The sequence below is a fragment of the Protofrankia sp. Cas4 genome, from assembly GCF_963555915.1.
In the GTDB taxonomy this organism is placed as follows: Bacteria; Actinomycetota; Actinomycetes; order Frankiales; family Frankiaceae; genus Protofrankia.
Map to the genome: position 1 here is coordinate 1 of NZ_CAUVXL010000097.1, position 12,722 is coordinate 12,722.

13 protein-coding genes, 1 tRNA gene and 2 pseudogenes are annotated in these 12,722 nt (G+C 68.0%); 10 read left to right on the forward strand and 6 right to left on the reverse strand.

The genetic code is table 11. The features are described from left to right. Both U9979_RS08925 and U9979_RS08930 read left to right on the forward strand, forming a co-directional pair. Nucleotides 1-192: pseudogene (locus U9979_RS08925) on the forward strand (hypothetical protein); the annotation flags it as partial. Nucleotides 193-337: 145 nt separating this feature from the next. Further along, nucleotides 338-1,534 (forward strand): DUF4349 domain-containing protein, encoded by a 1,197-nt coding sequence (locus tag U9979_RS08930; RefSeq protein ID WP_322778992.1) that lies wholly within the window; start codon nucleotides 338-340, stop codon nucleotides 1,532-1,534. Nucleotides 1,535-1,569: 35 nt separating this feature from the next. Here the strand turns inward: U9979_RS08930 and pgm are convergent, their stop codons facing one another. Then, the gene (gene pgm / locus U9979_RS08935) at nucleotides 1,570-3,219 is read right to left on the reverse strand and encodes a phosphoglucomutase (alpha-D-glucose-1,6-bisphosphate-dependent) (RefSeq protein ID WP_322778993.1); all 1,650 of its coding nucleotides are present in this window, start codon (nucleotides 3,217-3,219) and stop codon (nucleotides 1,570-1,572) included. 344 nt (nucleotides 3,220-3,563) lie between these two features. On the opposite strand from pgm, the gene nadD reads away from it, so the two are divergent. The 5 genes from nadD (at nucleotide 3,564) to U9979_RS08960 (ending at nucleotide 6,241) form a co-directional block, all read left to right on the forward strand. Continuing rightward, nucleotides 3,564-4,190 carry a nicotinate-nucleotide adenylyltransferase gene (gene nadD / locus U9979_RS08940; RefSeq protein WP_322747262.1) on the forward strand — a complete coding sequence of 209 codons (627 nt, stop codon included), beginning with the start codon at nucleotides 3,564-3,566 and terminating at the stop codon, nucleotides 4,188-4,190. A 221-nt stretch (nucleotides 4,191-4,411) separates the two neighbouring features. Continuing rightward, nucleotides 4,412-4,819, forward strand: a complete 408-nt coding sequence (rsfS, locus tag U9979_RS08945) for a ribosome silencing factor (protein WP_322754325.1) — start codon at nucleotides 4,412-4,414, stop codon at nucleotides 4,817-4,819. After that, the gene (locus U9979_RS08950) at nucleotides 4,816-5,514 is read left to right on the forward strand and encodes a histidine phosphatase family protein (RefSeq protein WP_322778994.1); all 699 of its coding nucleotides are present in this window, start codon (nucleotides 4,816-4,818) and stop codon (nucleotides 5,512-5,514) included. Before rsfS ends, U9979_RS08950 begins: the two co-directional genes overlap by 4 nt. Before the next feature lie 175 nt (nucleotides 5,515-5,689). After that, nucleotides 5,690-5,766, forward strand: a tRNA-Ala gene (locus U9979_RS08955). 130 nt (nucleotides 5,767-5,896) lie between these two features. Further along, nucleotides 5,897-6,241, forward strand: a complete 345-nt coding sequence (locus U9979_RS08960; protein WP_322778995.1) for a hypothetical protein — start codon at nucleotides 5,897-5,899, stop codon at nucleotides 6,239-6,241. A 113-nt stretch (nucleotides 6,242-6,354) separates the two neighbouring features. On the opposite strand, the gene U9979_RS08965 is transcribed toward U9979_RS08960, so the two are convergent. The 3 genes from U9979_RS08965 to U9979_RS08975 form a co-directional block, all read right to left on the reverse strand. Then, the gene (locus tag U9979_RS08965; protein ID WP_322778996.1) at nucleotides 6,355-6,849 is read right to left on the reverse strand and encodes a hypothetical protein; all 495 of its coding nucleotides are present in this window, start codon (nucleotides 6,847-6,849) and stop codon (nucleotides 6,355-6,357) included. A gap of 187 nt (nucleotides 6,850-7,036) precedes the next feature. Then, nucleotides 7,037-7,459, reverse strand: a complete 423-nt coding sequence (locus U9979_RS08970; protein ID WP_322778997.1) for an SRPBCC domain-containing protein — start codon at nucleotides 7,457-7,459, stop codon at nucleotides 7,037-7,039. Nucleotides 7,460-7,666: 207 nt separating this feature from the next. After that, nucleotides 7,667-8,119: an SRPBCC domain-containing protein gene (locus U9979_RS08975; protein ID WP_322778998.1), complete on the reverse strand. Its 453-nt coding sequence runs from the start codon at nucleotides 8,117-8,119 to the stop codon at nucleotides 7,667-7,669. 139 nt (nucleotides 8,120-8,258) lie between these two features. On the opposite strand from U9979_RS08975, the gene U9979_RS08980 reads away from it, so the two are divergent. The 3 genes from U9979_RS08980 (at nucleotide 8,259) to U9979_RS08990 (ending at nucleotide 11,335) form a co-directional block, all read left to right on the forward strand. Then, nucleotides 8,259-8,657 carry a YciI family protein gene (locus U9979_RS08980; RefSeq protein WP_322778999.1) on the forward strand — a complete coding sequence of 133 codons (399 nt, stop codon included), beginning with the start codon at nucleotides 8,259-8,261 and terminating at the stop codon, nucleotides 8,655-8,657. Next, nucleotides 8,647-9,822, forward strand: coding sequence for an RNA polymerase sigma factor (locus U9979_RS08985; protein ID WP_322779000.1), 1,176 nt, complete (start codon nucleotides 8,647-8,649; stop codon nucleotides 9,820-9,822). Before U9979_RS08980 ends, U9979_RS08985 begins: the two co-directional genes overlap by 11 nt. A gap of 289 nt (nucleotides 9,823-10,111) precedes the next feature. Continuing rightward, entirely contained in the window at nucleotides 10,112-11,335 is a 1,224-nt protein-coding gene (locus U9979_RS08990) for an IS110 family transposase (RefSeq protein ID WP_322779001.1), read from the forward strand. Nucleotides 11,336-11,375: 40 nt separating this feature from the next. On the opposite strand, the gene U9979_RS08995 is transcribed toward U9979_RS08990, so the two are convergent. Both U9979_RS08995 and U9979_RS09000 read right to left on the reverse strand, forming a co-directional pair. Next, nucleotides 11,376-12,410, reverse strand: coding sequence for an IS3 family transposase (locus U9979_RS08995; RefSeq protein ID WP_322779002.1), 1,035 nt, complete (start codon nucleotides 12,408-12,410; stop codon nucleotides 11,376-11,378). 11 nt (nucleotides 12,411-12,421) lie between these two features. After that, nucleotides 12,422-12,722: pseudogene (locus U9979_RS09000) on the reverse strand (hypothetical protein); the annotation flags it as partial.

Consider the following 12,722-nt stretch of genomic DNA (forward strand, 5'->3'; position numbering starts at 1 on the left):
ACCGCATCCGGCGTTTTCCGGAAACTGTGCGCCCAGGCCAGACATTCCTACTGGCTGAACCCGGAGCCGCGTACCTACTGGGGTTCGGGTGACTCGGCGACCCGCGCCTACGCCGACCTCGTCGACGAGATGGTCGAGTGCCGCAACGTCGAGCAGCTCCAAGCGTTCATCGAGCGTCTCCTGCCTTCGTAGCGTTTCGGTTCGTAGCGTTTCGGTTCGTAGCGTTTCTGGACCGGACCCTCGTCCGGTCGGAAATCGGGGTGAACCGAACGGGCCACCGGTGCGTCCAACGTTGCGACAGCTGATCGCTGACGGAAGGACGGCCACGGTGATGGTCATGGCAGGTTCGGACACCCGGGAGCCCGACGGCCCGGCACAGGTGGAGCGGCCACAGCTGGGAACAGCCCCGGTTGATGATCCCTTTGCCAAGGTCACCCGCAGGCGGGGCTGGATCGTCCCGGTGGCCGTCGTCATCGGGACCCTAGCGATCATGGGTGTCGTACTCGGCATCGGCGGCGGGAAGCCGGACGTGGGTTCCTCATCGGCCGCGCTGCCCGTCGCGCCCGGCATCGCCCGTTCGAACACCGGTTCCGGTCCCGATGCGGGTTCGAGTACCGGTTCCGGTGCCGGCGCCGCGTCCACCGATGATTCCGGCTTGAGTGTCAGTTCAGGTTCTGCTGCTGTGCCGGAACCGGGGACAACCGGCGTGACCGAGGCCCAACCGGGCGGGCGCAGCGACCCGGCCCGGCCGGCCGGCGCCGAACCGCGGATCGTCCGCATCGGTTCGGTCTCGCTGTGGGTGCGTCTCGGCGGCGTGGACGCGGCCGTCAGCGACATCGAGGCCGCGGCCAAGGGGCTGGGGGGCTACCTGTCCGCGCTGGAGAGCACTGGTACCGCAGCCGTCAAGGACGGTGACGGGCCACACGCCAACGTCACCCTGCGGGTCCCGAGCGGTTCGTTCGAACAACTGCGCAGCCAGGTCGGGAAGATCGGCGACGTCCGCGCATCAACCGTGTCCACCCGGGACGTGACCGGCCAGTATGTCGATCTGGAGTCCCGCCTGAAGGCGTTGCAGAATTCCCGGGACACCTATCTGGCGCTGCTGGCGAAGGCCGGGACGATCGGGGAGGTCCTCTCGGTCCGCCAGCAGATCGACAGCGTACAGATGCAGATCGAACAGCTTGAGGGCCAGCGCCAGGTACTGGCCGACTCCAGTGATCTTGCCACCCTCACCGTCGGCGTCAGCGAGCAGGGCGCGGTGACCAAGCCCGGTCCGGCCACCGATGACGGGGGTCTCGGCCGGGCCGCCCGGCTGTCCTGGGACCGGTTCGTCGGTGGCCTGGGCGAGGTTGTCGCGCTGATCGGGCCGATGATTCTGATCGTGTTGGCTGCGACGACGGTCTACACGGGCTACCGCCTGGCCCGGCGGGTCCGCCGCCGAACCGGGCGGCCAACCGCGCCGATGCCGCCAACCCCGCCGGCCCCGCCCGCCCCGCCGATCCCGCCGGTCGCTCCGACCGTTACGGAACCCTGAGACGCCGTTATGACCGGCCTGGACGCCGCCGTACCTCAGCGAGCGAGGGCGGCGTCCACGACGGACTGCGCGTCGGTGAGGACGGTGTCCAGGTGTGCGGCTCCGCGGAAGCTCTCCGCGTAGATCTTGTAGACGTCCTCGGTACCGGACGGGCGCGCCGCGAACCAGGCGTTCTCGGTCACGACCTTGACGCCGCCGATCGCCGCTCCGTTGCCGGGGGCGTGGGACAGCGCTGCGGTCACCGGCTCGCCCGCGAGCGTCGAGGTGCCAAGATCCGCCGGGGTCAGGGACTTCAGGACGTCCTTCTGCGCGGGGGAGGCCGGCGCGTCCACCCGGCGGTACGCGGGGGCGCCGAACTGGCTGGTGAGCGCCTCGTAGTTCTGGCCGGGGTCCTGCCCGGTGACAGCGGTGATCTCCGCGGCGAGCAGGCAGGCGATCAGGCCGTCCTTGTCGGTGGTCCAGACCCGACCGTCACGGCGCAGGAACGACGCGCCGGCGCTTTCCTCGCCGCCGAATCCGAGGGAACCGTCGATCAGTCCGTCCACGAACCACTTGAAACCGACCGGAACCTCGACGAGATGTCGGGCCAGCCCGGTGGCGACCCTGTCGATCATGCTGGAGCTGACGAGGGTCTTGCCGATCGAGGCCGTGGCGGGCCAGCCGCCGCGATGGGCGAACAGGTAGGAGATCGCGACCGACAGGTAGTGGTTGGGGTTGAGCAGGCCGGCGCCCGGCGTCACGATGCCGTGCCGGTCCGCGTCGGCGTCGTTGGCCAGTGCCACGTCGAAGGAATCCTTCAACCGCAGCAACGACGCCATCGCGTACGGCGAGGACGGGTCCATCCGGATCTTTCCGTCCCAGTCGACGGTCATGAAACCGAACTGTGGGTCGACCGCGGTGTTGACCACGTCGAGGTCGAGCTTGTAACGCTCGGCAATGGCCTGCCAGTAGACCAGGCTCGCGCCACCGAGAGGGTCGACGCCGATCCTGACACCCGCGCCGCGGATCGCATCGAGGTCGACCACGGATGCCAGGTCCTCGACATAGGCCGAGACGTAGTCGTGCACGGTCGCGTCCGCCCGTGCACGTTCGGGAGCGACCCGCGAGACACCCCGCAGCCCGGCTGCGAGCAGCGCGTTCGCGCGGTCCTGGATCCAGGTGGTCATGGCGGTGTCAGCCGGCCCGCCGTTGGGCGGGTTGTACTTGAACCCGCCGTCCGCCGGTGGGTTGTGCGACGGCGTGATGACGATGCCGTCGGCGAGCCCGAGGGGCTCCCCGGCTGCGCGGCGGGCGTTGTGCGTGAGGATGGCGTGCGAGATCACCGGGGTGGGGGTGGCCTGCCCGGCCGGCGCGATCCGGGTGTCCACCTCGTGGGCGGCCAGTACCTCCAGCGCGCTGGCGAGCGCGGGTGCGGACAGGGCGTGGGTGTCCACACCGACGAACAGCGGCCCGTCTACCTGGTGGGCGGTTCGGTGTTCGCAGATCGCCTGCGTGATCGCGACGATGTGGTCGGCGTTGAAGGACCGGCGCAGCGACGACCCGCGGTGCCCGGATGTTCCGAACGAGACGCGTTGGGACGCCTCGGCGGGGTCGGGCTGGTCGTCGTGGTAGGCGGCCAACAGCGCGTCCACGTCGATGAGAATGTCAGGTGGTGCGGGCTGACCCGCGAGCGGACTCACCGGCATCAGGCAGCCTCCTCGAGCCGGACGTAACGGATAAATTATAAACAAGTAGCGAACATTGGATGAACAGAAATTGAACAAGAGCGGGTATTGAGTAGCATGGGTGCAGACACGAACTGACACAGGCGGGGTGTCGGCGTTGGCGCCGGACTGTCGCAACGGCGACGCCCGAGGCGTACGTGGTCAGCCTACGGCCGCGGTAGCCGGGAGTCAGTCGGTGGGGTACTCATCGCGCCCCTTGACCCGTCTCCTGAACCCCGACTCCTGAACCCCGACCGGCGCCGAGTCGGATGTGATACTTCCGGCGACCCATCGAAATCACGGCGTGATCCCGTTACGGTCCGTCCGTGAGGCTCGGGGTGATGGGCGGAACCTTTGATCCAGTACACAACGGACATCTGGTCGCCGCCAGCGAGGTTGCGGCCCTCTTCGACCTGGACGAGGTGGTCTTCGTCCCCAGCGGGCGTCCGTGGCAGAAGGCGGACAGGGACGTGTCCCCGGCTGAGGACAGGTACCTGATGACTTTTTTGGCTACTGCTGGCAATCCTCAGTTCACGGTCAGTCGGATTGATGTCGACCGGAGTGGATCAACCTACACCATCGACACGCTGCGGGACCTGCACCGGATGCGGTCGCAGGCCAAACTGTTCTTCATCACGGGTGCGGACGCCCTGGCGCAGATCCTCAGCTGGCGCGATGTCGGGGAGCTGTTCGGGCTGGCCCATTTCGTCGGGGTCACCCGGCCCGGCTACCAGCTCGAACTCGACGCGAGCCTGCCCGGTGACGCCGTCAGCCTCCTGGAGGTGCCGGCACTGGCGATCTCCTCGTCCGACATCCGCGCCCGGGTGCGCCGCGGGGCGCCCATCTGGTATCTCACCCCGGACGGGGTGGTGCGTTTCATCGCCAAGAGCGGGCTGTACCGGCCGCGGGACCCCGCCGGCGTCATGCCCGTGCCGGCGCCGCCCGTCCGGTGACGTCACCCGTGGCCCGGCCCGTGACGCCACCCGTGGCGTGGTCGGTGGCCTGGCCGGTAGGCCGGCACGGGACAAATGCGGGAACGTGAAAGCGTTCGGTATGTCAGGCTGGACGGGCGGTAGGCAAACCAGGCCGGCGCGTACGATCGTAAACCATAATCAACAGGCATGTCCCCGAGAGCCGAAGGTGGCCTAGTGGTCCAGCCAGGAGAGGTGTATTCGTGACCGCATCCCCGCGAGCCGTCGAGCTCGCCCTCGAAGCGGCGCAGGCCGCAGCCGACAAGCTCGCCCGCGACATCGTCGTGTTGGACGTCAGCGAGCGGTTGGCCATCACGGACTGCTTCGTCGTCGCGTCCGCCGACACGGAACGGCAGGTCAAGGCCGTAGTTGACGGGGTCGAGGAGCAGCTGCGCCGGCTTGGGGCCAAGCCGCTCCGCCGCGAGGGTGAACGCGAGGGGCGCTGGGTGCTGCTTGATTTCTCCGATGTCGTGGTGCATGTGCAGCACGGTGAGGAGCGAATATACTACGCACTGGAACGGCTTTGGAAGGACTGTCCGCAGATCGCCTTCACGGACCGTGACCTTTCTCGCACTGTGGAAGCCGTCGCGCCGGGCGCTGGTAGTCGGTGAGGATCCTGCTGTGGCGCCACGGCCGCACGTCGTGGAACGACACCGGCAGGTTCCAGGGTCATGCGGATCCGCCGTTGGACGAGACCGGCCGGGCCCAGGCCCGGTTGGTCTCGCCCGCGGTCCGCGGGCTCGCCCCTGATGTCGTCGTCTCCTCGGACCTGCTGCGCTGTCGGGCGACCGCGGCCGAGCTCGGTGTCCCGGTCCGGATGGACGCGAGGCTGCGGGAGATCTCGCTGGGGGAGTGGTCGGGGCTGACCGCCGAGCAGGCCGCGGTCCGTTTCCCGGCGGAGGATGCGGCGTGGCGCCGCGGCGAGGATGTGCGCCGTGGCGGTGGTGAGACCTATGCGGAGGTCGGCGCGCGGGCGATCGGCGTCCTGGACGATCTCGCCGCCGAAGGCTTCCCCCGGGAGGACGGCCTTGCGGTGCTGGTGCTGCACGGCGGCACCGCCCGGGCTCTGATCGGGCGGCTGTTGGAGATGCCACCGTCGGCCTGGTGGCACTTCGGGCCGCTCGGGAACTGCCGCTGGACGCTGCTGCGCAGCGACGAGGGACGGTTCCGGCTGATCGAGCACAACGGCGGCCCGTTGGCAGCCACGGAGAGCCTCGCGCTCGGCGGCTCCGAATCGGGCGTGCCCGCCCAGACAGTCTCGGTCGCGCCTGACGTCGAACCGGTACACTCGCCGAGTGCCCCCTGAGGGGCCAAAGGGCGTGCGATGATCGTCAGAGGCGTGTGATGATCGTCAGATTGCGCGCCCGGAGGCCGAGATCCCCGGGTCGCTGACGGAGGCGCTCGGCAGGACCTGTAGGGTGTGAACGGTACGAACGAACAGCACGAGCGCAACGAACGGTACGAGCAACAAGAGTATGTCTGGGGCTGTGGCGCAGTCTGGTAGCGCATCACACTGGCAGTGTGAGGGTCAGGGGTTCGAATCCCCTCAGCTCCACCACAATCTGTAATTTTGCCGTTGACCGGGTCAGATAGGTTGCGTCTACAAGTTCGAGGACCATGTTGGTCGGTGACGGTCCAGGTCAGAGGGTTGATCAAAAGGTTCGAGTCCTCAAGGCGCCGACGTGGTCATGGTCGACAGCCAGGCCGTCATTACCCGCGACCGCGTGCCCCTCACCGAGCAGCCTGGCGCCGAGTTCACCGGCCTCATGCGCGCCGAGGAAGCCGTCGCTCTCCTCAGCCTCCAGCCTCATCTGGAGCAACCCGGGAAGATCCTCTTCGCGCGGCTCGGCCCGGACTCCCTCACCACACCCGACCCGCCCGACACTGCGCACCGGCTCGGATTCCAGCCACCGAACACCGCCACACCTGAGCGCATTGACGCTATCCACACCCGCCTCCGCACCCTCGTGCGCCAATGGCGTGACACGGACGACGACACGATCACCCTCACTTGGCGCCGCGACGCCCGCTGACCTCAGGCCAGCCGGAAACGGTCGACCACGCCGTAACCGAACCCCCTGTGGACATCACCCGGATACCCCGCGGAGCGCCCGCGCCCACCTTGACCGGGACGTTCGACCGCGTGTCACTGGCCGACGTATCGGCCGGCGCAGATGTCGATGTAGCGGGCAGGGTCGAAGGTTTCACCGTGCTGTGGGAAGTACCAGGTGACCGCGCGGTATGCCAGGGGGCCGCGGCACTCGCCGAGGTTGAAGGCCACGATCCGGGCCGACTGTTCGCTGCCTTGGACGGTCGTCTGGTCGGGGGCCACGTAGGTGCTGGTGCCCGTGCCGGTTGCCTGTCGCTGTCCCCAGGTCATCCACGTGATGTCCGCGACCAGGCCGGTCGGGTCGCCGCCGTTGAAGACGGGGTCTTGGGCATCACCGTGCCGTAGCCCCGCTGACGGGTTCCCCAGACGGCGCCGCGGACCGCCCGGAGCCCGCGCAACCCGCGAGCGTCGCCGGTCGCACGCGCCCGGCCGGATCGTCGAGGTCCCACTGCCGGAGGCGGCGGCGGCCGCACGAGAGTACCGTTCCGGTTCGACTTCGTTCAGTACACATCGGCGCTCCGGAACGTGCACGACGCGAACGGCCTATCAGCGGCAAAGCCGCGTATTTCGAGTTGATCAAACTCGCCTGTCTCGGCTCACTCTCCGTGCCCGCTTGGCTGTCGTCCGCCTGGCCGGCAAAGGCACAGCTGGCCGACAGGGCGATGCGCCCGCCCGGTGTCTGTATGGGGACGACTGGCCCCGTGGACTTGCTGATCGCTCACAATCCGACCCCCGGCTTGGCTAGGGCGGCGAAGTAGCGCTCCAGCGGCTGCTGGTAGAAGGTGGGGTAGCCGCTGGAGATGTGGTCGTGCCACTCCGGCGGCACGTTGGCGTGGTCGATGATGAAGCGGGTGCCGTCCTCCTGGCCGCTGAGCGTGAAGCGGACGACCGAGTACACGCCGGCGTCCCAGCACGACGGGTGCGTGGCGCCGAATCGCCATGCCTGCACGATGCGCTGGCCGGGGACAAGCTCGATCTGACGGCCCTCAACCCGGCCGTCGAAGATGGCGAACGTCTCGCCCTCGCGGTCGCTGAGCTGCGCAGGCATGCCGGTGGCGGCGGCGAACTTCTGGCCGTCGGTCAGCACGTCGTAGACGGCCTGGGGGTCGGCATTGATGATGGCTTCCTGGTGGATGGTCATGTGGTGATCCTTTTCATCGTGGTGTGGTGGTCCGCGTCGTTGCGGGAGCCCGCTGGCCTCTCGGCGTGGATGAGTGTGACTGGCGCCTCAGTTGCGGTGCCGACCCGCTGAGGTCGACGCGTCCCTGGACATGGACATGGACATGGACGTGTGCGGGATGTGCGCTCGGGTGCACGTCCCGCACAGCCGCTGGGGGACGGAGCAGGGCTAGGCGCTGCCGAACGGGCTGCCCTCACCGGTTTCGACGTACCGGCGGAGGCTGCCCAGGTAGGTGTCCCACCCGAGCGTGCACATCTCGATGCAGTCCAGCTCAGAGGTCAAGCCGTGGTGGCGGAAGTGGAGCTCGGAAGCAGCGCTCTCGATGGCGGTGATGGTGAACGTAGGATGCGTGCCGACCCAGTCGGGCAGGAAGGCGCATTCGGTGACCGTCCACTGCACCCGCGTGGGACGTGAGGCCTCCTCGACGTGCATCACGCAGGCGTCGACCGGCGAGTTGAAGTAGAAGCGGAGCTCGCCGCCGGTGTCCCCGGACCCGGTGGTCCGGGTCCACCAGGCGCTCAGGCTCGCGACGGTCGTGACGGCGTCGAACACCGCGCTCGCCGAGGCCTGCAGGCGGATGCTCTTCTGGTAGTCCGTGGGCTGGAGCTGGTCGATGCTCATGTGGTGATCCTTTTCATCGTGATGTGGTGGTCCGCGTCGGTGCGGATCTGACGTCGGTGCGGATCTGACAGGGTGACGAACGACCGGACGCCACACGGACACCCGGTGAGAAGAGATTTCTGGGGCACCCTGTCCGTCGGTGGCCCTTCCGTTCGTCGAGCAGGCGAGCACCCACGCACACGACGACAGGAGTGTCATGCAGTACGCCTTGCTGATCTACACCGCTGAGGACGTCTCACCCGAGTCACGGCGGGAGACCGCCACGGCGGTGGCACCCGTCCTGGAACGTCCCAACGTCCGGACCTGGGCCCGCCTGCACGCCGCTCAGACCGCTACCACCGTGCGCCTGGTCGAGGGCGAGACGCTGCTGACCGACGGTCCGTTCGTCGACAGCAAGGAATTCCTCGGCGGCCTCGTCATCATCGACGCCGACAACCTCGACGAGGCGCTCGCGGTCGCGGCTGAGCTCCAGGCCATGCGGTCCGGAGGCGCGATCGAGGTGCGCCCCGTGCTGGAGGAGCCGCTGCGTGGCCGTTGATGCCGTCTTCCGCGATCAGTGGGGGCGTGTGCTCGCCACGTTGGTCGGTCAGTTCCGGGACATCGAGCTGGCCGAGGACGCGACGCAAGAGGCGTTCACGATCGCCACGGAACGGTGGCCCAAGGACGGCGAGCCGGCGAACCCGACCGCCTGGCTGATCACGACGGCCCGGAACCGGGCGATCGACCACATCCGACGCCAGCAGGTGCTCGCCGAGAAGACCCGGCTCGTCGCCCACGAGCTCGCTCAGCCCCAGGACGACCCGATGGACGAACTCAGCACCTTCCGCGACGAACGCCTCGAGCTGATTTTCGCGTGCTGCCACCCGGCGCTGTCCCGGGAAGCTCAGGTGGCACTGACCCTCAGGACACTGGGCGGGCTCACCACCGAGGAGATCGCACGAGCCTTCCTCACCCCGTTGGACACGATGAGCAAGCGCCTCACCCGTGCCAAGCACAAGATCAGAGATGCGGCCATCCCGTTCGCCGTCCCCGCCGACCACCAGCTGCCCGACCGGCTCGCGGCCGTGCTGGTGGTCGTGTACCTGATCTTCAACGAGGGCTGGGGCGGAGGTCGGGTCGACCTGGCCGGCGAGGCCATCCGACTGGGCCGGGCTCTGCTCGAGCTCATGCCGGACGAGTCCGAGGTCATAGGGTTGCTCGCCCTGATGCTCCTCAACGACGCACGCCGCGACGCCCGCGTCCGCGAAGGCGTGCTCGTCCCGTTGGACGAGCAAGACCGATCACTATGGGACGAACAGCACATCCACGAAGGCCGCACGCTACTCGAGCGCGCCATGACACGGCACGGCGCCGGGACATACGTCGTCCAAGCAGCGATCGCCGACCTCCACCTCCAGCAGCCGCGGGACTGGCACCAGATCGCCGCCCTCTACAAGACACTCGTCGTCCTCACCGGTTCGCCGGTGGTCAAGCTCAACCGCGCGATCGCCGTCGCAGAACTCGACGGCCCCGACTCCGGTCTCGCCCTCATAACCGGCCTCGAGCTCGACCACTACCGCTACTACCACTCGACCCGCGCTGAACTCCTCACCCGAGCTGGGCGCACCGTCGAGGCCCGCGCCGCCTACGCCCGCGCCCTCGAACTCGTCCAGACCGACCCCGAGCGCCGCTTCCTCACCCACCGGCTCGAAACACTCACCTAAAACCACACCCCCAACACGGCCATCAGCCTGAGCGGTCCGGAATCTAATGGGAGCTACCGGGCCGTTGTAGGGCAGGCTCGGTGCCGGTAGCCGCCGGCGGGTGAGCACTCTCGGAACCAGGACATCGAGTCCTATTGACAGACCGTGCCCCCATCGGTGGTCGGGAGAGTTGACCGCTGATGGGATGTCGTCGCCCGCCCCGCTGTGGCGTGAGCACTTGACCATTAGGTCGCTGGTGGTTCTCCCGCGGGCTGCTGATGTTTCTGTCGGCGTAGACGGGAGACGCGGGATGCTGTTCGTCGGGGACGACTGGGCTGAGGATCATCATGATGTGGAGGTTCAGGACGAGGCCGGCCGGCGGTTGGGTAAGGCCCGGTTGCCCGAGGGTGTGGTCGGGATCGGCCGGTTGCACGAGCTGACCGGCCGTTTCTTACCGGAGGGTTCGGCTCCGGACCAGGTTGTAGTCGGGATCGAGACGGACCGGGGTCCGTGGGTGCGGGCGCTGGTCGCGGCCGGCTACCAGGTGATCGCGGTGAATCCGCTGCAGGCCGCCCGCTACCGGGAACGGTCCTCGACGTCGGGGGCGAAAAGCGACGCCGGTGACGCGCACGCCCTGGCGGACATGGTCCGCACCGACCGCCACCAGCTTCGTCCGTTGGCCGGGGACAGCGAACTGGCGGAGGCGGTCAAGGTCACCGCGCGGGCGCACCAGACGCTGGTCTGGGACCGGACCCGCCACCTCCTGCGACTGCGGTCGGCGCTGCGGGAATACTTCCCGGCCGCGCTCGCCGCGTTCGAGGACCTGGCTGCCGGTGACAGTCTGGAGCTGCTGGGCAAGGCACCCAGCCCGGCCGCGGCGGCTCGGCTGACGGTGGCGCAGATCTCCGCTGTGCTCAAGCGGGCCCGCCGCCGGAATATCGCGGAGAAGTCCCGGGCGATCCGGGCGGCGTTCCGCACCGACCAGCTCGGCCAGCCGCCGGCGGTCACCGCCGCCTACGCCGCGACCGTCCGCGCCCAGGTCGCGGTCCTGTCCACCCTCAACGGCGAGATCAGCCGGTTGGAGGAAGAGGTAGGCGCGCATTTTGGCCAGCACCCGGACGCTGAGGTCTACCTGTCCCAGCCCGGCCTCGGCCCGATCCTCGCGGCCCGGGTGCTCGCCGAGTTCGGGGACGACCCCGACCGCTACGCCGACGCCCGCTCCCGCAAGAACTACGCCGGGACCAGCCCGATCACCCGGGCCTCCGGTAAGAAGAAGATCGTCCTGGCCCGGTACGCGGGCAACGACCGGCTCGCCGACGCCCTGCACCAGCAGGCCTTCAGCGCCCTGAGCGGCTCGCCCGGCGCACGCGCCTACTACGACGTGCTGAAGGCCCGCGGCGCCGGGCACCACGCAGCCCTGCGTCAGCTCGCGAACCGGCTCGTCGGCATCCTGCACGGTTGCCTCAAGACCCGCACCCTCTACAACGAAGCAACCGCCTGGCCGCAGTACGTCACCGACACGATCGCTGCTTGACACCTAAGCCCCTGGGATGTCTGTCAAGCTTTTTGAGACATCATGATGTTGAAGTTGTGGGTTGATCCTCCTCAGTTTCGATCTTCGATGGGGGTCGGTTGATCCACACTCGGCCAGGCAGCTTCGGCGCTTGGGGCGGGCCACGGTGGAACCGTTCCGGATGTTCGACATAGGCCGCGTCCAGAACGATCTGACGTCGGTCCCGGACGTATTTCCAGGTCCCATCGTGAACCGACGCCGGCGTGTAAAGCCCGATTCCCGAATGCCGGTGCTCGGTATTATAGTAGACGAAGAACGTCTCGGCGAAGTCGCGGGCGTCGTAGATACTGGTGAAGTTATCCGGGAATGCCGGGCAGTACTTCATGGTCTTAAAAGCGGCCTCCGAATAAGGGTTGTCGTTCGACACCTTCGACCGCGACCGCGACCGCTCGATATGCAGGTCAGCCAGCAGAGCGGTGACGTTCTTACTGGTCATCGAGGTACCGTTGTCGGAATGGATCGTCGCCGGCATCACGCCGTGATTCACGGCGACACAGTTCTCGATGAACGCCTTGGCGAGTTCACCGCTCTCCGTCACGTGAACCTCCCAGTAGATCACCTTGCGGGAATAGATGTCGAGCATCACATACGCGTCAAAATACACGCCCCGGGTCGGTCCTTTAAGTTTTGTTATATCCCAGCTCCAAACCTGGTCCGGGCCGTCAGCGACCAGCTCCGGGCGGACCCGGGCCGGGTGGCTCGCCTGCGCCCGCCGCTCGCGGACCTGCCCGTCCGAGCGCAGGACACGGTAGAACGTCGAGACACTCCCCAGGTAGCAGCCCTCGTCGAGCAGGACCGCCCACGCCTGGCTCGGGGACTTGTCCGCGAACCGCTCGCTGTCCAACGCAGCCACGATCTCCGCCCGCTCGGCCGCGTCGAGCGCGCTCGGCTGATTCTGTACCGCCGGCGCCGGGCGAGGACCGTGCATTCTCGGCGCCCGCGCCCGGTACACGCTCGCCCGCGCCAGACCCAACAATTCGCACGCCTCCTTCGTCGAGGTCAGCGGTTCCAACTCGACCAACGCCGCGCTCGTCACGGCGTCCGCTTCTATTCTCGATCCGCTCTCTCGGAGAGACCTTCCAAGAGAGCGTGTACTTTTCCCATGACCTCGAGTACCGCCCGGGTCTTCGCCAGCTCCGCGGTCAGTCTCGCGTTCTCCGCCTTCAAACGCCGGTTCTCCGCCGGCACCGCCGTCGCCGGCCCGGACGTACGTGCCGCGCCCAGGGCGCCCTGGTCCCGTGCGCGACGCCACTTACCGATATGAGACTCGTACAGCCCTTCCCTACGCAGCAACGCCCCCCGAGCGCCGTGCTCGGTCAACGCGTCGTACTCCCCGACGATCCTCACC

Excerpts from the sequence above, each read along its gene's own strand:
- U9979_RS08930 (WP_322778992.1), top strand. The coding sequence starts at position 338 with ATGGCAGGTTCGGACACCCGGGAGCCCGACGGCCCGGCACAGGTGGAG.
- pgm (WP_322778993.1), bottom strand. The coding sequence starts at position 3,219 with ATGCCGGTGAGTCCGCTCGCGGGTCAGCCCGCACCACCTGACATTCTC.
- U9979_RS08960 (WP_322778995.1), top strand. The coding sequence starts at position 5,897 with ATGGTCGACAGCCAGGCCGTCATTACCCGCGACCGCGTGCCCCTCACC.
- U9979_RS08970 (WP_322778997.1), bottom strand. The coding sequence starts at position 7,459 with ATGACCATCCACCAGGAAGCCATCATCAATGCCGACCCCCAGGCCGTC.
- U9979_RS08975 (WP_322778998.1), bottom strand. The coding sequence starts at position 8,119 with ATGAGCATCGACCAGCTCCAGCCCACGGACTACCAGAAGAGCATCCGC.
- U9979_RS08990 (WP_322779001.1), top strand. The coding sequence starts at position 10,112 with ATGCTGTTCGTCGGGGACGACTGGGCTGAGGATCATCATGATGTGGAG.